The following is a 19643-nucleotide window of genomic DNA, read 5'->3' as shown; positions in this document are numbered from 1 at the left end:
GGTTATACTCTGTGTTGTTTTAGGGCCTGCAAGATGCGCGCGCAGGCATGACCATCGCCATACGGGTTGTGCGCGCGGCTCATTGCCTGCCAGGCTTCATCATCCTGTAATAGCAGGCTGACTTCCGCGACAATCTTACTGATATCGGTGCCCACCAGTTTCACCGTGCCGGCTGCAACGGCTTCTGGCCGCTCGGTGGTATCGCGCATCACCAGCACGGGCTTGCCGAGCGATGGCGCTTCTTCCTGTATGCCGCCAGAATCAGTGAGAATCAGCCATGAGCGATTCATCAGCCAGACAAATGGCAGATACTCCTGCGGTTCAATCAGGATGATATTATCAATGCCGCTCAGAATGCGGTTTACCGGCTCGCTGACGTTAGGGTTGAGATGTACCGGATAAACGATTTGCACCTCTGGATGTTGGCGCGCTATCTGCGCCAGCGCGCTGCAAATACGTTCGAATCCGTCGCCAAAGCTTTCGCGGCGGTGGCCGGTGACCAGAATCAGCTTTTTGTCCTGGTCGAGGAACGGATAGCGCGCCGCAAGGCGAGCGTTAAGATCGGCATCATCAAGCACGCGATCGCGTACCCACAGCAGCGCATCAATCACCGTGTTGCCGGTAACGAAGATACGCGCATCGGGCAGATTTTCGCGTAACAGGTTCTGCCGCGAATTTTCCGTCGGCGTGAAGTGGTAGCTCGCCAGATGTCCGGTAAGCGTACGATTGGCCTCTTCTGGCCACGGCGACAGCAGATTACCCGTGCGCAGGCCCGCTTCTACATGACCAACAGGTATTTGGTGATAAAACGCCGCCAGGCTGGCAGCAAACGTGGTGGTGGTGTCACCGTGCACTAACACCACATCTGGCTGAAAATCAGCTAATACGGTTTTCATGCCCTGCAAAATGCGGCTGGTGATCTCCGTCAGCCCTTGCTCGGGGCGCATGATATTCAGATCATAATCGGGCTGAAGCTGAAACAGACGCAGCACCTGATCGAGCATTTCACGATGTTGAGCGGTGACGCACAAGCGCGACTCGAACGCAGCATCCTGCGCCAGCGCCTGCACCAGCGGAGCCATTTTGATCGCTTCAGGACGCGTGCCAAATACGGTCAGAACTTTCACATGACTTCTCTTAGTGGCTCGTTGGTAACGTTAAACGCGGACGACGCACCAGCGCCACTCCCGCACCGACCAGCGCGCCAATGACGCCCCACATGATCATCATAAACAGACGACGCGGACTGTCGCGCGATACCGGCTCTTCCGGCGTGCGCAGATAGCGATAAGTCTGGAATTGTTTATCCAGTCGCGGTCCGGTCTGCAGTGTACTCAGCATCGCTCTATTTTGATCATAGCTTAAATCGTAAGCAGGTCCGCTGGCTTGTAGGGTATCGAGTTGTGCCTGCAGCATTTGCTGCCCTAACAGGAAACGATCGCTGTCTGGTAATGCTTCACCCGTTGCCGGCGCGCGGTTCTCTTTAATACCCTGCTCGCTCGCCACTTTCAGCGCCTGCTCAATACGCTGGCGTTGACGCGCAAACACCGCCTGCGCCACTTCTTGCTGACGATTAACCTGCGACTGCAGCTGCACGCTGCGTGCCTGCCAGGCACCTTTCAGCTCGGCATTCAGATGACGCGCCGCACGCTCGCTGGCGTACGCAATATATTGACGCAGCAGATTGTTAGCATCACCGGCGGTTTCGGCGACCAGCTTAATGTTGTCCAGGATATTGCGCGCCGGATCGGCCGCCGTGAACTGGATGTTGGTGATCAAGTCATCGAGCAACGCCGCATCATTGTGCGCATTGCCGCTTTTACGACTTTTGAAGTATTCAGTCTGCTGCCAGAAATCCCGACGCGTATCCCATGATGCCAGTTGCATGGTGAACTCTTGATAAACCTCGTCCATTACGGTCGGCACGGGTGAACTGAGATTGAGCGTATTGGTGCGGACATCCAGATTATTGAGGAATTGCTGCTGAACAAAGAAATCACCCAGCATATTCACCGTTGGACGATCGGTGACCGCAGTGGTGCTCCACGCCTGCTTCATCAACATGGAAGCCAGCCATGCCAGCAGTGCAAACAGCACGGCCAGGCCAACAATCCAGCGCTTGCCACGCCACAGCGTGCAAGCGAGGCCACGCATATCCAGTTCGTTCTCCACAATGGCAGAGTTCATAAAAAATCCTTATTTGGGCGCTTACCGGGAGTAATTTTTACCCGAAGTGGCTTTGTTCCAACGACGTTTAATACGACGCAATCGACGAGCCATACGCCAGGCGTGCTTAATGCAGTAGCCATAAAGAAGAAATGCCATTAAGAACAAGACGAGCATCACCCATTCAGGAATGAACGCCAGATATTCACCTAATACGCCAATCCCGGCTAATAATGCAGCAGCGACAGTAATCAGCAAAAAAGCTTGTCGGGATGAAAATCCAGCTCGCATGATGAGATGATGAATGTGTTGTCTATCTGCAGAAAAAGGGCTCATGCCTTTGCGTAAACGACGGTACATGATCGCAATCATGTCCATTAAAGGTATCGCGATCAGCCAAAGTGCGGTGACAGGGGTAATTGGATGGCTCAGTCCCTGGGTCGTCTCTAACAATATCCAGATAATCGTAAAACCGATCATGGTACTGCCAGCATCCCCCATGAAGACTTTGTAACGCCGTCCCAGGAATCCCAGATTAAGCAGGATATAAGGAATGGTGGCGGCAATCATGGCGAAGCACCACATCGCAAGACTAACCATTCCATCAAAATAAAGAATGATTCCCATGGCACCAAAGGTGACGCATGATAATCCACCGAGTAAACCGTCAATGCCGTCAACCATGTTGAATGCATTGATAGCGGCCCAGACGGCAAAAAGCGTGAGGACGTACCCAAATGGGCCAACGATGAATTCCACTGGGCCAACAATAAATCCGAGGCTCAGCAGATACAGCTTGGCGCCAAACATCATCACAACAGCAATAACCGCCTGTACAAAAGCGCGAAACTTGACGCTAATATCGAAACGATCATCCAGAGCGCCCACCAGCACCAAAATTCCTGCGCAGATCAGGTAGAGAAATCCATTTGGCATATATGATTTGGTAATCAAAAAGGCAAAACAGACACCTGCATAAACAGAAATCCCGCCAACTAATGGAATAACACCTTGATGTCTTTTCCTTAAATTAGGCTTATCCACCAACCCAATCTTTTTCGCCACTTTGCGAGCAATAAAGATAAAGGCTAAAGAGAAAAGAAAAGTTAGGCCAAGCTCTGTACTCATAGTGAGTAAATTCACGTTAATGCTCTCAGCTAAAATCGTGGACAACAATATGCAAAATGCCAGCTATTGCCGTTCATCCCTATTCCGAATTTTGCTGCAGAAAAATCCGACAGCTTAAAAAATCAGCAAATTTCTGCCGCAGTCATTATAAATGCTTCCTGCTGGGCTAATCCTAATGCCCATAAATAAAAAACGCCACGTTAAGACGTGGCGTTAGCAATAATTCCTGGCAAATTGTGCGAAGAGCCGCTTGGCTTAGCGGCTCTACACATGCAACTTATGAACGCTTCATCATATCGAAGAATTCGTCGTTGGTTTTGGTCATAGCCAGTTTATTGATGAGGAACTCCATTGCGTCGATTTCACCCATAGGATGGATGATTTTGCGCAAGATCCACATCTTCTGCAGCTCTTCCTGAGTGGTGAGCAGCTCTTCTTTACGGGTACCTGAACGATTGTAATCAATCGCTGGGAACACACGCTTCTCAGCGATTTTACGCGAGAGGTGCAATTCCATGTTACCTGTACCTTTAAACTCTTCGTAAATCACTTCGTCCATCTTCGAACCGGTATCAACCAGTGCGGTGGCGATAATGGTTAGGCTACCGCCCTCTTCCACGTTACGTGCCGCGCCGAAGAAACGCTTTGGACGATGCAGGGCGTTGGCATCCACACCACCGGTCAGGACTTTGCCTGATGCAGGTACCACAGTGTTATAGGCACGCGCTAAACGAGTGATGGAGTCGAGCAGGATGATGACATCTTTTTTGTGCTCAACCAGACGCTTGGCCTTCTCAATTACCATCTCAGCAACCTGCACGTGACGTGAAGCTGGCTCATCAAAGGTAGAAGCGATGACTTCACCTTTAACCAGACGCTGCATCTCGGTCACTTCTTCCGGACGTTCGTCAATCAGCAGTACCATCAGCAGGCAATCTGGATAGTTGTAGGCAATGCTCTGCGCAATGTTCTGCAGCAGCATGGTTTTACCCGCTTTCGGCGGCGCCACGATCAGACCACGTTGACCACGACCAATCGGCGAAGCCAGATCCAGCACGCGTGCTGTCAGGTCTTCAGTCGAGCCATTACCGCGCTCCATACGCATGCGTTTGCTGGCATGCAACGGCGTGAGGTTTTCGAACAGAATCTTGTTGCGCGCGTTTTCCGGCTTGTCGTAGTTAACTTCGTTAACTTTCAACAGCGCAAAGTAGCGTTCACCCTCTTTTGGCGGACGAATCTTGCCAGAAATGGTGTCACCAGTGCGGAGGTTGAAGCGGCGGATTTGGCTAGGAGAGACGTAGATATCATCGGGACCGGCGAGGTAGGAGCTGTCTCCAGAACGGAGGAAACCAAATCCGTCCTGCAGTATCTCCAGCACACCATCACCAAAGATGTCTTCGCCGCTTTTTGCGTGCTGTTTCAGGATAGAGAAAATAATATCCTGCTTGCGCATACGCGCCTGGTTTTCCAGCCCCATATTTTCGCCGAGGGTAATCAGCTCAGAAACCGGCGTATTCTTTAATTCGGTAAGATTCATAGTGATGGGTTCTTAAACTCGGGGTAATTCTCGAAATGATTGTCGTGAGTGGTATGGCAAAAATTCCATGCCTGTTAATGGCTCTTTTTCAACTCAGCTCGACGATTATCGTCAGATGTGGCGATAGGAAACGAGGAGACGGTCGAAAGATGATGCCGAATGTGCTAGTCATCAGATTGCCAAACCACGATAACGTTCATTGCGAGTAGGGTCTGACAAGGGAAAACTTAGATGCAAACTACAAGGTAAGAGCGTAATGCAGTGAACTCAACTTAACACGCTTAAAGTGAGACGTCCAGCAGTGGCGAAAAAATTCACCACTGCGGAACAAACACCGCGCCGGGCTTAGGCCAGGTTGGCGTTCAGGAACTCTTTTAACTGGCCTTTAGACAGTGCGCCAACCTTGGTTGCCGCCACTTCGCCGTTCTTGAACAGCAGCAGAGTTGGGATACCGCGGATGCCATATTTAGGCGCAGTACCCGGGTTGTCATCAATGTTCAACTTAGCGATGGTAAGCTTACCTTCGTACTCTTCGGCGACTTCGTCGAGGATTGGGGCGATCATTTTGCAAGGACCACACCATTCAGCCCAGAAATCTACCAGAGTGACACCGTCTGCTTTCAGTACGTCTGTGTCGAAACTGTCATCGGTCAAGTGAACGATCTTATCGCTGCTCATGTTTAACTCCAAAAGATTGTGCCTGGCGAATTGGCGTAAATTATACCAACGTAGGTTGACTTTATTTCATCGGATACGCTTTCGTAAAGCGCTAGTAAGCTGATATTCTACCACACTATGAGCAAAACACACTTAACTGAACAGAAGTTTTCCGACTTCGCCCTGCACCCTCAGGTGGTAGAAGCCCTTGATACCAAAGGCTTTTCTAACTGCACGCCTATCCAGGCGCTCGCGTTGCCTTTTACGCTTTCAGGGCGTGATGTCGCGGGTCAGGCGCAAACCGGTACCGGCAAAACGATGGCGTTCCTGACGTCAACGTTTCATTATCTTCTTTCTCATCCTGCCGCAGAAGGTCGCCAGATCAATCAGCCACGTGCGCTGATCATGGCCCCAACGCGTGAGCTCGCCGTACAAATTCATGCCGATGCTGAACCGTTAGCGAAGGTAACTGGCTTAAAGCTGGGCCTGGCTTATGGTGGCGACGGCTACGATAAACAACTGAAAGTGCTGGCAGATGGCGTCGACATCCTGGTGGGCACCACCGGACGTCTGATCGACTATGCCAAGCAGAACCATGTCAACCTTGGCGCCATTCAGGTTGTTGTGCTGGATGAAGCCGATCGTATGTTCGATCTCGGCTTTATTAAAGACATTCGTTGGCTGTTCCGCCGCATGCCGCCGGCCACCCAACGCCTAAGTATGCTGTTCTCTGCCACCTTGTCTTACCGCGTGCGTGAATTGGCGTTTGAGCACATGAACAACGCCGAATACGTGGAAGTGGAACCCGAGCAGAAAACCGGCCATCGCATTAAAGAAGAGCTTTTCTACCCTTCTAACGAAGAGAAAATGCGCTTGCTGCAAACGCTGGTTGAAGAAGAGTGGCCCGATCGCGCCATTATTTTCGCCAACACCAAACATCGCTGTGAAGACATTTGGGGCCATTTGGCTGCCGATGGTCATCGCGTCGGTCTGCTGACCGGTGATGTTGCACAGAAAAAACGTTTGCGCATCCTCGACGATTTCACCAAAGGTGATGTCGATATCCTGGTCGCTACCGACGTCGCCGCACGTGGTCTGCACATTCCTGCGGTAACGCATGTGTTCAACTACGATCTGCCAGACGATCGCGAAGACTACGTACACCGCATTGGCCGTACGGGCCGCGCGGGAGCCAGCGGTCACTCCATCAGCCTGGCGTGTGAAGAGTACGCGCTGAACCTGCCGGCGATTGAAGAGTACATTGGCCACGGTATTCCGGTCAGCAAGTACAACAGCGATGCATTGCTAAACGAACTGCCACCACCGAAGCGCCTGCAACGCAGCCGCACAGGAAACGGTCCACGCCGAGGCGGTAACAACAGTAACCGTCGCAGCGGCGCGCCGCGCAATAGCAACCGTAAGCGTTCAGGTTAAGCACACCATGCTAAGCGCATCGTCACTTTATGCAGCGATTGATTTAGGTTCTAACAGCTTTCATATGTTGGTGGTGCGCGAGGTGTCTGGCAGTATTCAGACCGTCGCGCGGATAAAACGCAAAGTGCGTCTGGCAGCCGGTCTCGACAAAGCCAATCATCTCTCTGCAGAGGCGATGCATCGCGGCTGGCAGTGTCTGAAGTTGTTCTCCGAACAGCTGCAGGATATTCCCCCGGAACAGATCCGCGTGGTGGCAACCGCCACGCTGCGCATTGCAGAAAATGCGCAAGATTTTCTCGTTACCGCTGAACAAATTCTTGGCTGCCCGGTGAATGTCATCAGCGGCGAAGAGGAAGCTCGCCTCATTTATCAAGGTGTTGCGCATACTACTGGCGGTTCCGATCAGCGTTTAGTGGTTGATATCGGCGGCGGAAGCACAGAACTGGTGACCGGCGAAGGCTCGCACGCTACCACGCTCTTTAGCTTATCGATGGGCTGCGTAACCTGGCTCGAACGCTATTTCAGCGATCGTCATCTGGCGAAAGAGAATTTCGAGCAAGCTGAAACGGCGGCGCGTGAGATGATCCGCCCAGTAGCCGCTGCGCTACGCGAGAAAGGCTGGCAAATCTGTGTGGGTGCATCCGGTACCGTGCAGGCGCTGCAGGAAATTATGATGGCGCAGGGCATGGATGAGCGCATCACCCTGAGCAAGCTGCAGCAGCTGAAACAGCGCGCGATTCAATGTGGCAAGCTGGAAGAGCTGGAAATTGAAGGATTGACGCTAGAGCGCGCATTAGTCTTCCCCAGCGGATTATCGATCCTCATCGCCATCTTCCAGGAACTCAGCATTGAAGGTATGACGCTGGCTGGCGGCGCACTGCGCGAAGGTTTAGTGTATGGCATGCTGCATCTGCCGGTTGATCGCGATATCCGCAGCCGCACGTTGCAAAATGTGCAACGTCGTTTTGCCATTGATATTGAGCAGGCTGGTCGCGTACGTCAGCTAGCAGAGAGTTTCTTCCGTCAGGTGAGCAGCAGCTGGAAGCTGGATAACCGATGTCGCGACCTGTTGCTGAGCGCCTGCTCAATCCACGAAATTGGCCTGAGCGTCGATTTCCGTCAGGCACCGCAGCACGCCGCCTATCTGATTCGTCATCTTGATCTTCCTGGTTTCACTCCCGCACAGAAAAAAATGCTGGCTTGCCTGTTGCAGAATCAAAGCGGCAGCATCGATCTTGCGTTACTGACGCAACAAAATGCCGTTCCACCACGTATGGCGGAGCGATTAAGCCGTCTGCTGCGTTTAGCGATTATTTTCTCGAGTCGTCGCCGTGATGACACTTTACCGGCCGTGCGTTTGCAGGCGGACGATGATGCGTTGCATCTGACACTGCCAGTAGGGTGGCGCGAAGTGCATCCGCTGCGTTCCGAGCTGCTGGAGCAGGAGAGCCATTATCAGTCATATGTGCACTGGTTGCTAACCATCTCCTGATCGAACCTGCTCTGCTTGCTGATGCTGCGTTGAAGAGTTCACGTCAAATGCTCATTTACGACAGGTAAACTCCGCTTTGCCGTGAACTCTTCGCCTTGCCTCCGCTGCGCTCGCAACGGTTCTCGTCAGAGGCCAGGCTTGTGGGTCTAACGAAATAATTACCCCTTCTTCGCGTTCTCAAGCATCGCTCTTAACCCGGCAACGCGCGTCTGTCCGGTCTTCACACGCTCTTCTGCACTCACCACTTTTTTCTCGCGCTCCCACACCACATCGTCCTGCGGGAGTTCCAGCAGGAAGCGGCTCGGCTCCGGGCGCATCAGTTCACCGTACTGGCGGCGTTCGCGGCACAGCGTAAAGGTCAGCTCTTTCTGCGCGCGCGTAATGCCCACATACGCCAGACGACGCTCCTCTTCGATATTGTTCTCATCGATGCTGCTCTGATGCGGCAATAACCCCTCTTCCATGCCGACCAGATAGACATACGGAAACTCCAGCCCTTTTGACGCGTGCAACGTCATCAGCTGCACCTGATCGAGCTCCTCGTCGCTCTCACCGCGCTCCATCATGTCGCGCAGCGTAAAGCGCGTCACCACCTGCGCCAGCGTCATCGGTTCGTTCAGTTCGTCCCCTTCCAGCATCTCGGTCATCCACTGAAATAGCAGGTTGACGTTCTTCATGCGCATCTCAGCCGCTTTCGGGCTGGGAGAGGTTTCAAACAGCCAGCTTTCGTAATCAATGCCGCGAATCAGGTCGCGCACCGCATTAACCGGCTCGCGTTCCGTCAGCTGGATAATCTCATTCAGCCAGTGCGTGAAGCGCTGCAGATGTTCCAATCCGCGCCCGCTCAGCGTTTGCTCCAGGCCCATATCAAAGCTGGCGTGATACAAGCTTTTATTGCGCAGATTGGCCCATTCGCCCAGCTTTTGTAGCGTTGCCGGACCAATCTCCCGACGCGGCGTATTCACGATGCGCAGAAACGCACTGTCATCTTCCTGATTGGTCAGCACGCGCAGATAAGCCAGTAAATCCTTGATTTCCGGACGCGAGAAAAACGAGGTGCCGCCGGAGATGCGATAAGGAATACGGTTCTGCATCAACTGCTTCTCAAACACGCGTGACTGATGGTTGCCGCGATAGAGAATGGCGTAATCTTTGTAGGCGGTTTTGTTGATGAAGTGATGCGCAATCAGTTCACCGGCCACGCGCTCCGCTTCATGATCCTCATTATTGGCACTGAGCACCTTCAGCTCGCTGCCCTGCCCCAGTTCAGAGAACAGGCGCTTCTCAAACACGTGCGGGTTGTTGGCGATAAGGATGTTGGCCGATTTTAGGATGCGCTGCGTCGAGCGGTAATTCTGCTCCAGCTTCACCACTTCCAGCGCCGGGAAATCCTCTTGCAGCAGCACCAGGTTTTGCGGTCGCGCACCACGCCACGAGTAGATTGATTGATCGTCATCGCCCACGACGGTAAAACGCGCCCGCGCGCCGACCAGCAGCTTCACCAATTCATACTGGCTGGTGTTGGTATCCTGATATTCGTCCACCAGCAGATAGCGAATACGCTGCTGCCAGCGTTCACGCACTTCCTGATTACGCTGCAGCAGCAGCGTCGGCAGCGCGATTAAATCGTCGAAATCCAGCACGTTGCAGGATTTCAGATGTTGGTCATACAGCTGATAACAGTGGGCAAAAATCTGGTCGCGCTGCGATTTGGCCAAACCCGCTGCGCCCTGGGGATCGACCAGATCGTTCTTCCAGTTGGAGATAGTTGAAATCAGCTGCTGTAACAGCGTCTTATCTTCTTCCAACCACTGTTTGGTCAGGTCTTTCAACAGCGCCAGCTGATCCTGATCGTCGAATAGCGAGAAACTGGATTTCATTCCCAGCGCTTTGTACTCGCGCTTGATGATCTCAAGTCCCAGCGTGTGGAACGTTGAAATCATCAGGCCGCGCGCCTCTTTGCGCCCCAGCGTTTGCGCCACACGCTCTTTCATCTCGCGCGACGCTTTATTGGTAAAGGTCACGGCGGCGATATGGCGCGCCTGATAGCCACACTCGCGGATCAGATGGGCGATTTTATTGGTGATCACACGGGTTTTACCTGAACCCGCACCGGCCAGCACCAGACAAGGACCGGTGACAAATTCGACAGCGCGTTGTTGGCCGGGGTTTAGACGCATAACGGAATTCGCTCAGTTGATTCGAAAGAAAGGTGGGTATAATGCTCGCGCGACGATTATACACAACGAGACAAAATGATGGCGAAAACCGCGGCGGCTTTACATATCCTGGTGAAAGAGGAAGCGCAGGCAAAATCCTTGCTGGCCCAGTTGGAGAAAGGCGCAAACTTTCAGCAACTGGCGAAAAAGCACTCTACCTGCCCCTCTGGCCGCAACGGCGGCGACTTAGGTGAATTTCGCAAAGGGCAAATGGTGCCGGCATTTGATAAGGCGGTCTTCACCTGTCCGCTGCTGCAACCTTACGGACCGGTGAAAACCGCCTTTGGCTACCACATCATCAAAGTGCTGTGGCGTAACTGATCACTTCTGATTCTTCATCTGCTGCAGCACCTTACTGCACTGGTTGTCGTCCGTATCGCTTGGCGAAATCAGCGCAACCAATGCTGCGGCCGGTGCAACTACAGCACCCAGCGCAATCGCTGCGGCACCGCGCGCAATCAGCGGCCCGGCTTTCACCCCGGCATCCGGATTTTTGAAGGTGCCGCGCACATATAACGGCGAACGCAGCGTGATGATGCGAATCCCTTTACTCTCCGGATTAATCGACAAGTCCATACGTTCGTTGGCGAAGTTGACGTTGCCGGTCACGTTGATCACCGCATTCTCGGTATCCAGCAGGAACAGCTTCGGCGTTGCCAGGCCCTGACGAATATTCAGATCGGTCGCCGCGCAGTTAATCTTCACCTCATCATCGCCAAACAGTTTCCCTACCACATAATTCCCAACGTTCAGGCCCGCAATCTCCATCAGGCTGCGGCTAATCAAGCCATCATTCATTAGCAGTTTCATTTCGCCATTGCTGGTGCCCAACAGATCCGCCACCGAGTTGCCGATGCCGCTCAGCGTGGCGTCGCCATTCAGCTGACCCAAACTGTTTTGCATCGCGGTGACATCCGGGAACAGCTGACGCAGACGCAGTTTACGCGCATGCAGATCGGCGCGTCCGCGCATCGGGCTGCGATCGCCTTCCAGATGAATGGTGGAGTTAATGCTGCCGCCCGCCATACCGAAGCGCAGCGGATCGAGCAGCAGGTCGCCATTCTTTAGCTGTACATGCGTGTAAAGATCGCTCAACGGCAGCTTGCTGCTGTGTTCGATGCGCTTGCCGCTGAACTTCACGTCCGCATCCATCACGTCCCAGCTTTTGGTATCGAACTTGTCATGCGGCAACACGCGGTCGGCGGGCTGCGCTGCAGCTTCACCGCGCTGCGCTTTCGCCTGCTGCGTCTTCTCGCTGCCTTTACCTGAATCGACGCCAATCAGCGGCCCCAAATCCGCCATGCGCAGCTGGTTCGAAGTGAGTTCACCGGTTAAGGTTGGACGCGGTTTGCCCTGACGATAGCTGAGCGAACCGTGAATATCGCTGTCGCCGATGTGGCCGTTAAACTTCTCGTAGCGGAACAGCGGCCCTTTCTCCTCGTTGAAACGCGCAATCAAATGACCGTCGGTTTCATACGGCGGCGTATCGGGCAGCAGTACGCCCGTCAGGCCATACAGGTTCGCCAGCGTGTCACCGGAGAAGCGCAGGCGCACATCCAGGCCGCCGAGATTGAGCGGATCTTGCAAGGTGCCGTCAATGCGCACGCGCGTGCTGCCATTACGCACATCCGCCTGTAGCGGGAACGGCGTGGTTTTACTGCGCAGCGATAACATGCCGCCAATTTTGCCGTCACCCTCCAGCTTCTCATTGTTGTAGGTGCCGTTCGCCTGCCAGCCAAAGACAAAATCACCCGCGCCTTTTTGCTGGTCGTTACCGCCCGCCACCTGTGCGTACGGCACCGGTTTGCCCAGTGGGTTGATGGTGACCGTGACATCGGCTTTATTGATGGCATCGCGATAACGTACCTGCCCTTTATCGAACAGAATGTTGTCGAGGCGGAAGGACCAGGCAGACGGCGCGGCATTCGCCTCGCTGTTATCGCTGCTGGCTAAATCGAAGGTCCAGTTGTTCTTTTTGTCCGCGGTTTGCACCAGCCGCGCGTCGGGCTGCTGCATCTTTATCCACGGCAGGTAGATCTGCTTATGCAGCAACGCCAACGGCGCGATCGTCGCTTCTACCCGCTGTAAATGCACCATGGTGACTTCAGGAACCGTCGGCGGATTGCCCAGCATCACATCATCGGCATGTACCTGCGGCCACGGCACCCAACTGCGCCAGCCGGGCTCCTCGCGATTGCGCACCCATGCCACGCCAAGATCGCCGCGAATAGCGAAAGGACGATTGAGTTCAGCAGAAACTTTCTGATTTATCGTTGGTTTTAGGCGGTTCCAGTCAAAGGTGGCGATGATCACCACAATCACTACAACCAATAATAAAAAAATCCCGACCACCCAGCTCAGGATCTTTCGGGTACGTGACATATTGCTTCCTCCTTGCCCTTCCACGTCTCGACTAAGGATAGTCGAGACGCTGCAGAACGGGATCAGGGAAGCTCAAGTGCCATACGTTCCAGCTCGCTAAACGGCACCGGACGCGAGAAGAAATAGCCCTGCGCCGCCATTGCCGGCGAGCTGCGCACCTGTTGCCACTCCTCTTCAGTTTCCACGCCCTCCACGATAACGCCGTTGCAGTAGCGATTAATTAGCGCCAATAGCATAGAGAACATGGAGCGGCCTTCATCGCTGGCACGCAGCAGCATAAACAGCTCGCGCGACAGTTTGATGTAGTCATAACGCAGTTCGGTCAACGCGGAGAAGTTCGCCATGCCAGAGCCAAAATCATCCAGCCACAGCGGGCCGAGTTCCGGCATCTTCGCCACCATCTCTTCCTGCGGCAGAGCATGATGTTCGGTGAGTTCAAAGCGCACCCACGGCAACTGCGCGATCAGCGCGCGAATCAACTCATGCTGCTCAATTTCCATCAGCGTTGGACCATCGATATTCACCGAAGCCACCAGCTGACGCTGATGGAAAAAGGGTGACCATGTTATCAGCAGCTCCAGCTGCTCTTGGACGACACCGAGCCGCTGCGCGATAGTCAGGGCTTCAAAATAGTCTTCGGGCGACAGCCTTTTTTCTGGCGCGGAGGGATGCGCTACCGCCGTCAATAATTCAATGGCCAGCAAGCGGCCTGAGACCTGATAAATCGGCTGGAAAGTATAGAATCGTTGGCACTGCTGCCAGAAGAGACGCGTTTCCTGTTGTTGCTCCAGTTCATTTGAAACAGGCAGCCGATGACTCAAATTCTTCATCACCATGGTTTTTTCCTGGTTGGTGTCGAGTGCCTGCAAATAGCATCTCAGCGGCAAGTATCGGCGATCGCAGGGATAACTTTATCGATCTCATTAGTCCCATGAATAGATGAGTGTAACAGCGTGCTTCGCGCTTAATCGGCAAAATAAAACGCGCTTTGGCCGTTAAATCGCCGTAGCACCGGCAGTTCACTGCCTTAAGTTAAATTAAAACATCGTTTTAAAAACCATTGACGACTGCCATACCAGACGCGAGACTAAGGCAGAATTCACTATAGGCCGAAGACCATGACGCAGAAAAAAATCGCCATTATTGGCGAATGCATGATTGAACTGTCCGAAAAAGGTGAGAACATCAAACGCGGTTTTGGCGGCGATACGCTGAACACAGCGGTATATCTGGCCCGTCTGTCAGATAACCAGCAGCTGCGCGTGGATTATGTCACCGCACTGGGTACCGACAGCTTTAGCGATCAGATGATCGCTGCCTGGCAGCAAGAGCAGGTGCAAACCCAACTGATTCAGCACCTCGACAATAAAATGCCCGGTTTGTACTTCATCGAAACCGATGAACATGGCGAGCGTACCTTCTGGTACTGGCGCAACGACGCGGCCGCCCGCTTCTGGCTGGATAGCGCGCAGGCGGATGACATCTGCCAGCAGCTGGCACACTATGATTATCTCTATCTGAGCGGCATTAGCCTGGCGATTCTGCCGGAAGCCAGTCGCAACAAACTTATGGCGCTGCTCAGCGCCTGTCGTCAGAACGGCGGCAAGGTGATTTTCGACAATAACTACCGTCCGCGTTTGTGGGCCGACAAAGCCAGCGCGCAGCAGGCGTATGCCGAGATGCTGCGCCACACCGATATGGCCTTCCTCACGCTCGACGATGAAGATCTGCTATGGGGCGAGCAGCCGCTGGAAACGGTGATTGCCCGAACGCGCGCCGCCGGCGTGCAGGAGATTGCGATTAAGCGCGGTGCCGACTCCTGTCTGGTGGCCGTCGGCGACGAACCGCTGCGGGAAGTTGCCGCGATCAAGCTGGCGAAAGAGAAAGTGGTCGATACCACCGCCGCAGGCGACTCCTTCAGCGCCGGTTATCTGGCGGTGCGTTTAGCCGGTGGCAGCGCCGAAGATGCCGCAGCGCGCGGTCATCTCACCGCCAGCACGGTGATCCAGCATCGCGGCGCTATTATTCCGCTGAGCGCGATGCCACGTTAATCGAGGTGCGCATGAATGCGCACCCTACGCATATTGTAAGGTCGTCATTTATGACGACCAAATTCATAAATACCGCTAACAACCTCGCCCCCAAAGTTTGCCTTAACGCAGTATTTTTCCCTGCTAATTTCCACTAATCACTTAGCTCATCCACTTCTGTAACATTACCCGCTGCACCGCTTCAAATACGCTTATCAGAGTGATTTAAATTCAATGTGTTATGCCACGAAAACCGGCCGCCAGGCATAGTCTGAAACTGGCGAAATCGCCGGTTTTCGGCTGGACGTCAGCCGCAAAAGAGACCATGTTTTAATCAATAACAGCAGGACGCTGTGACTCCGGCCGCGAAAAGAATAACGACAACATGACTCGCTCAGGACTGACTTATGCACACAGAAATCATCAATATCTGGCCACACGGTGATGCGCCAGGCGCGAGCGATTCGCGCGCTCAGCCGCAGATCGTCGATCTCGCCAAAGAGTACGAACCTTATGACCGCGCCGCCACCGGCGTGCGTTGCCCGGAAATTGCCCTCTGGCATCCGGAAACCTCGAACGGTATCACGCTGTTAGTCGCGCCAGGCGGCGGTTATCAGCGCGTGCTAATTGACCGTGAAGGCAGCGCGCTCGCAACCTTCTTCACCTCAATGGGCTACACGCTGGCGGTGATGACCTACCGCCTGCCGTACGACGGACATCATGAAGGCCCAGACGCGCCGCTGGCCGACGCGCAGCGTGCGGTGCGCGTGCTACGTGAACGTGCACAGCGCGGCATGAACGGTAAATACATCGTGATGATGGGCTTTTCGGCTGGCGGACACGTTGCCGCCAGTCTCGGCACACGCTTCGGCGATAAACTCTATCCGGTGCAGGATCAGGCCGACAGCTTCTCGCCGCGCCCGGATGCGATGGTGCTGCTCTATCCGGTGATCAGCATGCGTGAAGGTCTGGCCCACGAAGGCGCGCGCACCCGCTTGCTCGGCGCGTGGCCGGATCAAAAGATGATTGAGGCGTATTCCCTGGAAACGCGTGTGCATGCACAAACGCCACCGACGCTGCTGATTCACGCCTCCGACGATGAGTCGGTGTCGGTGAATAACAGCATGGTGTTTTTCAGCGCGCTAAGGGAGCACAAGGTGCCGGTGGAGATTCACTTCTACCAGAAAGGCGGCCACGGATTTGGTATCCGTGGCGTGGCGGACCTTCCGCTCGCCAGCTGGCCGATGCTGGTGACAGAGTGGCTTAGAGCCAAATAATCCCCGTCATCCCCGTCATACTTCAAGCTGCAGCGGCGTTGGCTGCGTGGGCTCACCCCAGTCACTTACTAACGTAAGCTCCTGGGGATTTGCCCACTTGCCGCCTTGCTGCAGCTTGAATTATTTAGGGGATGTCACGAGGAAGGTGGAGATTGTTCCGACGCGCCGGCGCTGTTGTCTGGTTTTACTTCTTCCGGGCTAGCGGGTGCCGCTGGCGCATCTGGCAGTTTCATCACTTTATCCCAGCTTTCCTGCAGCATCTTGACGTTAGTCTCGGCTTCACCCTGCGGCTGAATCAGTACCATGGTCAGCTCCTGCGACAGTTGCTGGCGCAGTTCCTGATTTAACTGGTCACGCGTCATTTCGCTGAGGAACGTCTGGCGCAGTTTCTGATACTGCTCTGGCGCAATATCCACCACCGCATTTTGCTGCGAGCGCAGACGCTGTCCCATCAGAATATCGGTATCGGTGCGTGCGTAAGTGGCGAACAGCTTGTTGAGCTCCAGCAGCTTTTGCGCCATCAGCGCATCAAACTCCTCCTGCGGCAATCCTTTATCACGCACCGCCGCCAGCTCTTTCGCCACCTGATTCATATTCTGTGGCAACGAGGCATTCGGGCTGTCCATGTTGATCGAGCACTGCGCACGCTGATACAGCACACGGCAGTCAAAGCCAACCTGTACGCTTTGCGCTTTGCTGTCCGCCAGAGCGCGCTGCACGTGCCAGAACAGCGCTTCACGCGCCAAATCGCTCTGCCAGTAGCGCTGCAAATTCTGCGAATCACGGATGGGTTGCCACGCCGTATCCCATACCAGCGACAGGCGATCCTGACTCATCCCGCCATTCACCAGATTAACCGGCTGATGCGGCAGCGGTGAGAGCGTCGGTAACGCAGCAGGTGCCACGCGCTTGCCTTTCAGCGGCGAGAAGGCTTTATTGATCTGCTCCGCCATGCTGCGGCTGTCAACATTGCCGACCACATACAGCGTCATGCCATCGGGCGTATACCACTGCTGATAGAAACTGTTGAGCTGGGCGATATCCACCGGCGCGCGCGGCTGCTCGCCGGGATCGTGCGCCAGCATCGCCGAACCTTTCAGGCGATAGCGCCACCACACATCCTGGGTATTCGTGGGCCAGGTCGCGATGGGATCGGTCGCCGTCAGCGCGGTTGACACCACTTGCTCATTAATCGTCATTTTACCGGCGGTTGCCGCCAGCCAGTTGAGTGCTTCTTTCAACAGATCCGGACGGTTGTTTGGCAAGCTGAGATTGTATTGGGTGTAATCGTACGAAGAGATGGCAGGCGGCAGCGGACGTTGCGGATCCATGGCCTGTTGCCATAGCGCGCGTTGCTGATTGGTGTCCAGCGTGGCGTTATGCACCATCGCCAAACGCGATAAAAGATGGCTGTAGCCGGTTTGTTGTGCGCTCTCCACCAGCGAACCGGTGTTAACAATCAGGCGCAGTTCAATGCGATCGCTGGGACGTTGCGGTGTGGTTAGCAGCTGCCAGCTAAAACCATTGTCCAGTTTACCTTCCTGCCAGGCGGGATCGGGTTGGAGCGTCTCGGCTTGCACGCCAAAACCGGATGCTGCCAGTAGCAATCCGCCAACCAAAAGCCGAATTCTGGTGCCCTGCATGTGAACCCCTACTCAAACAGATCAACGCTCGTTAGCGCGGCATGTTCGGCCACATCTGGGGTGACCGGTGCGGCAGTTTGCCGCCACGTTTATTTAATAACAGACTCTTTGACCACGAGAAGGTCAGGATGTCGCGCAACGAGGCAAAAAATCGGGAAAAAAATCAATGGGGTTTATTATGCAAATGCCCGCTGTCAGGGCAAGCGACAGCGGGCATTTCTCGGCAAATTAACGCAAATAGCCTTTTACGCAGCGGTTTCTGATGCGTTTTTCACCTTTTTCGCTGAAGAAAGCGTCGCGTTCATTTGCTTCTCATCCAGCTGGCCAACCCACTTGGCTACCACAATGGTCGCCACGCCGTTACCGACCAGATTGGTCAGCGCACGCGCTTCCGACATAAAGCGGTCGATACCCAGAATCAGCGCCAAACCGGCTACCGGCAGATGTCCCACCGCCGACAAGGTTGCCGCCAGCACGATAAAGCCACTGCCGGTGACACCCGCTGCGCCTTTAGAGGAGAGCAGCAGCACCACTAACAGCGTGATTTGATGGAACACATCCATATGCGCATTGGTCGCCTGCGCAATAAACACCGCCGCCATGGTGAGATAAATCGAAGTGCCATCAAGGTTGAAGGAGTAACCCGTAGGGATAACCAAGCCCACCACCGATTTCTTACATCCCAGTTTCTCCATCTTATCCAGCATACGCGGCAGCGCAGACTCGGAAGAGGACGTGCCGAGTACGATCAGCAGCTCTTCTTTGATGTAGGCGACAAATTTAAAGATGTTGAAGCCGGCGAAGCGGGCAATCAGCCCCAGCACCACCACCACGAACAGCACGCAGGTGATATAGAAGCAGATGATCAGCTGGCCCAACTGCACCAACGATCCCACACCATATTTCCCGATGGTAAAGGCCATGGCACCAAAGGCTCCGATTGGCGCAAGACGCATGATCATGTTGATAACGCCGAAGATCACTTTCGAGAAGCTTTCGATAACGTTAAACATCACCGTGCCGGCGCTGCCCAGACGATGCAGCGCAAAGCCGAACAGAATAGCGAACAGCAATACCTGCAGAATGTTGCCGCTGGCGAAGGCGCCGACCACGCTATTCGGGATCACATCCAGTAAGAAGGCGACAATGCCCTGCTGCTCCGCCTGCTGGGCGTAAACCGCGACCGCTTTGGCATCCAGCGTGGCCGGATCAACGTTCATGCCCGCACCCGGCTGCACCACGTTGACCACCACCAAACCGATGATCAGCGCGATGGTGCTGACCACTTCAAAGTACAGCAGCGCAACCGCGCCAGTACGTCCAACGGCTTTCATGCTCTCCATGCCGGCAATACCGGTCACCACCGTACAGAAAATAACGGGGGCGATGATCATCTTGATCAGCTTAACGAAACCATCTCCGAGCGGCTTCATTTGTGCGCCTAACTCAGGATAGAAGTGGCCCAACAGGACGCCGATGCCAATGGCAACTATGACCTGCAAGTAGAGGCTTTTTAAGATTTTCATAACAGGTGTCCAGTAAGACGGTTTGCACCGCCATTGTTGTGGAGTAACGCATGCGGCAAGCCGCCAGAAGCGTAAAACCTTACCGATGGCGAGGAAAATAACACCCTGTTAACAAGATTAATATCCCCTAACATTCCTTACAAAAGTTACAA

Annotated in this window: 15 protein-coding genes; 5 read left to right on the top strand and 10 right to left on the bottom strand. The window is 54.3% G+C overall.

Annotated features, from left to right (window positions below):
- Window positions 1-2 precede the first annotated feature (2 nt).
- From wecB to trxA, 5 genes are all read right to left on the bottom strand, one after another.
- Window positions 3-1127 (bottom strand): non-hydrolyzing UDP-N-acetylglucosamine 2-epimerase, encoded by a 1125-nt coding sequence (gene wecB / locus WFL93_RS16555; RefSeq protein ID WP_049852305.1) that lies wholly within the window; start codon window positions 1125-1127, stop codon window positions 3-5.
- Window positions 1128-1137: 10 nt separating this feature from the next.
- Window positions 1138-2187, bottom strand: a complete 1050-nt coding sequence (gene wzzE / locus WFL93_RS16550) for an ECA polysaccharide chain length modulation protein (RefSeq protein WP_336778596.1) — start codon at window positions 2185-2187, stop codon at window positions 1138-1140.
- A gap of 21 nt (window positions 2188-2208) precedes the next feature.
- On the bottom strand, window positions 2209-3294 hold the full coding sequence (gene wecA, locus WFL93_RS16545) for a UDP-N-acetylglucosamine--undecaprenyl-phosphate N-acetylglucosaminephosphotransferase (protein ID WP_009127802.1): 1086 nt from the start codon (window positions 3292-3294) through the stop codon (window positions 2209-2211).
- A 277-nt stretch (window positions 3295-3571) separates the two neighbouring features.
- Window positions 3572-4831, bottom strand: a complete 1260-nt coding sequence (rho, locus tag WFL93_RS16540) for a transcription termination factor Rho (RefSeq protein ID WP_008105744.1) — start codon at window positions 4829-4831, stop codon at window positions 3572-3574.
- A 345-nt stretch (window positions 4832-5176) separates the two neighbouring features.
- Window positions 5177-5509: a thioredoxin TrxA gene (trxA, locus tag WFL93_RS16535; RefSeq protein ID WP_008105741.1), complete on the bottom strand. Its 333-nt coding sequence runs from the start codon at window positions 5507-5509 to the stop codon at window positions 5177-5179.
- Between the two features lie 117 nt (window positions 5510-5626).
- Between trxA and rhlB the strand changes: the two genes are divergently transcribed.
- Both rhlB and ppx read left to right on the top strand, forming a co-directional pair.
- On the top strand, window positions 5627-6922 hold the full coding sequence (gene rhlB / locus WFL93_RS16530) for an ATP-dependent RNA helicase RhlB (protein ID WP_009127796.1): 1296 nt from the start codon (window positions 5627-5629) through the stop codon (window positions 6920-6922).
- 7 nt (window positions 6923-6929) lie between these two features.
- A complete protein-coding gene (ppx, locus tag WFL93_RS16525; protein WP_336778595.1) occupies window positions 6930-8414 on the top strand; it encodes an exopolyphosphatase in 1485 nt (494 codons plus the stop codon).
- A 158-nt stretch (window positions 8415-8572) separates the two neighbouring features.
- Here ppx and rep read toward each other — a convergent pair whose 3' ends face one another.
- Complete coding sequence (gene rep, locus WFL93_RS16520; RefSeq protein ID WP_009127791.1) at window positions 8573-10594, bottom strand: DNA helicase Rep; 2022 nt, start codon at window positions 10592-10594, stop codon at window positions 8573-8575.
- A 78-nt stretch (window positions 10595-10672) separates the two neighbouring features.
- Here rep and ppiC point away from each other — a divergent pair, with 78 nt between their 5' ends.
- The gene (gene ppiC, locus WFL93_RS16515) at window positions 10673-10954 is read left to right on the top strand and encodes a peptidylprolyl isomerase PpiC (protein ID WP_036621218.1); all 282 of its coding nucleotides are present in this window, start codon (window positions 10673-10675) and stop codon (window positions 10952-10954) included.
- Here ppiC and WFL93_RS16510 read toward each other — a convergent pair whose 3' ends face one another.
- Window positions 10955-13015, bottom strand: coding sequence for an AsmA family protein (locus WFL93_RS16510; protein WP_336778594.1), 2061 nt, complete (start codon window positions 13013-13015; stop codon window positions 10955-10957). It lies immediately after the preceding gene.
- A 62-nt stretch (window positions 13016-13077) separates the two neighbouring features.
- Window positions 13078-13851 (bottom strand): cyclic-guanylate-specific phosphodiesterase, encoded by a 774-nt coding sequence (pdeH, locus tag WFL93_RS16505; protein ID WP_336778593.1) that lies wholly within the window; start codon window positions 13849-13851, stop codon window positions 13078-13080.
- 282 nt (window positions 13852-14133) lie between these two features.
- Here pdeH and WFL93_RS16500 point away from each other — a divergent pair, with 282 nt between their 5' ends.
- Both WFL93_RS16500 and WFL93_RS16495 read left to right on the top strand, forming a co-directional pair.
- Complete coding sequence (locus WFL93_RS16500; RefSeq protein ID WP_336778592.1) at window positions 14134-15066, top strand: sugar kinase; 933 nt, start codon at window positions 14134-14136, stop codon at window positions 15064-15066.
- A gap of 386 nt (window positions 15067-15452) precedes the next feature.
- Entirely contained in the window at window positions 15453-16322 is an 870-nt protein-coding gene (locus tag WFL93_RS16495) for an alpha/beta hydrolase (RefSeq protein ID WP_049852298.1), read from the top strand.
- Window positions 16323-16456: 134 nt separating this feature from the next.
- Here the strand turns inward: WFL93_RS16495 and WFL93_RS16490 are convergent, their stop codons facing one another.
- The gene (locus WFL93_RS16490) at window positions 16457-17965 is read right to left on the bottom strand and encodes a M16 family metallopeptidase (RefSeq protein ID WP_180822806.1); all 1509 of its coding nucleotides are present in this window, start codon (window positions 17963-17965) and stop codon (window positions 16457-16459) included.
- 245 nt (window positions 17966-18210) lie between these two features.
- On the bottom strand, window positions 18211-19491 hold the full coding sequence (locus tag WFL93_RS16485) for a dicarboxylate/amino acid:cation symporter (protein WP_009127778.1): 1281 nt from the start codon (window positions 19489-19491) through the stop codon (window positions 18211-18213).
- Between the last annotated feature and the right edge of the window lie 152 nt (window positions 19492-19643).

The organism is Pantoea sp. USHLN256 (genome assembly GCF_037149875.1).
Classification (GTDB): Bacteria; Pseudomonadota; Gammaproteobacteria; order Enterobacterales; family Enterobacteriaceae; genus Pantoea; species Pantoea nemavictus.
Note: the sequence above shows the minus strand (reverse complement) of the source record. Positions and strands in the feature narration are given on the sequence as shown.

Bases quoted from the DNA above. Each gene is read 5' to 3' on its own strand.
- wzzE (WP_336778596.1), bottom strand. From the start codon at position 2,187: ATGAACTCTGCCATTGTGGAGAACGAACTGGATATGCGTGGCCTCGCT.
- wecA (WP_009127802.1), bottom strand. From the start codon at position 3,294: ATGAGTACAGAGCTTGGCCTAACTTTTCTTTTCTCTTTAGCCTTTATC.
- rho (WP_008105744.1), bottom strand. From the start codon at position 4,831: ATGAATCTTACCGAATTAAAGAATACGCCGGTTTCTGAGCTGATTACC.
- trxA (WP_008105741.1), bottom strand. From the start codon at position 5,509: ATGAGCAGCGATAAGATCGTTCACTTGACCGATGACAGTTTCGACACA.
- rhlB (WP_009127796.1), top strand. From the start codon at position 5,627: ATGAGCAAAACACACTTAACTGAACAGAAGTTTTCCGACTTCGCCCTG.
- ppx (WP_336778595.1), top strand. From the start codon at position 6,930: ATGCTAAGCGCATCGTCACTTTATGCAGCGATTGATTTAGGTTCTAAC.
- rep (WP_009127791.1), bottom strand. From the start codon at position 10,594: ATGCGTCTAAACCCCGGCCAACAACGCGCTGTCGAATTTGTCACCGGT.
- ppiC (WP_036621218.1), top strand. From the start codon at position 10,673: ATGGCGAAAACCGCGGCGGCTTTACATATCCTGGTGAAAGAGGAAGCG.
- WFL93_RS16510 (WP_336778594.1), bottom strand. From the start codon at position 13,015: ATGTCACGTACCCGAAAGATCCTGAGCTGGGTGGTCGGGATTTTTTTA.
- pdeH (WP_336778593.1), bottom strand. From the start codon at position 13,851: ATGGTGATGAAGAATTTGAGTCATCGGCTGCCTGTTTCAAATGAACTG.
- WFL93_RS16500 (WP_336778592.1), top strand. From the start codon at position 14,134: ATGACGCAGAAAAAAATCGCCATTATTGGCGAATGCATGATTGAACTG.
- WFL93_RS16495 (WP_049852298.1), top strand. From the start codon at position 15,453: ATGCACACAGAAATCATCAATATCTGGCCACACGGTGATGCGCCAGGC.
- WFL93_RS16490 (WP_180822806.1), bottom strand. From the start codon at position 17,965: ATGCAGGGCACCAGAATTCGGCTTTTGGTTGGCGGATTGCTACTGGCA.
- WFL93_RS16485 (WP_009127778.1), bottom strand. From the start codon at position 19,491: ATGAAAATCTTAAAAAGCCTCTACTTGCAGGTCATAGTTGCCATTGGC.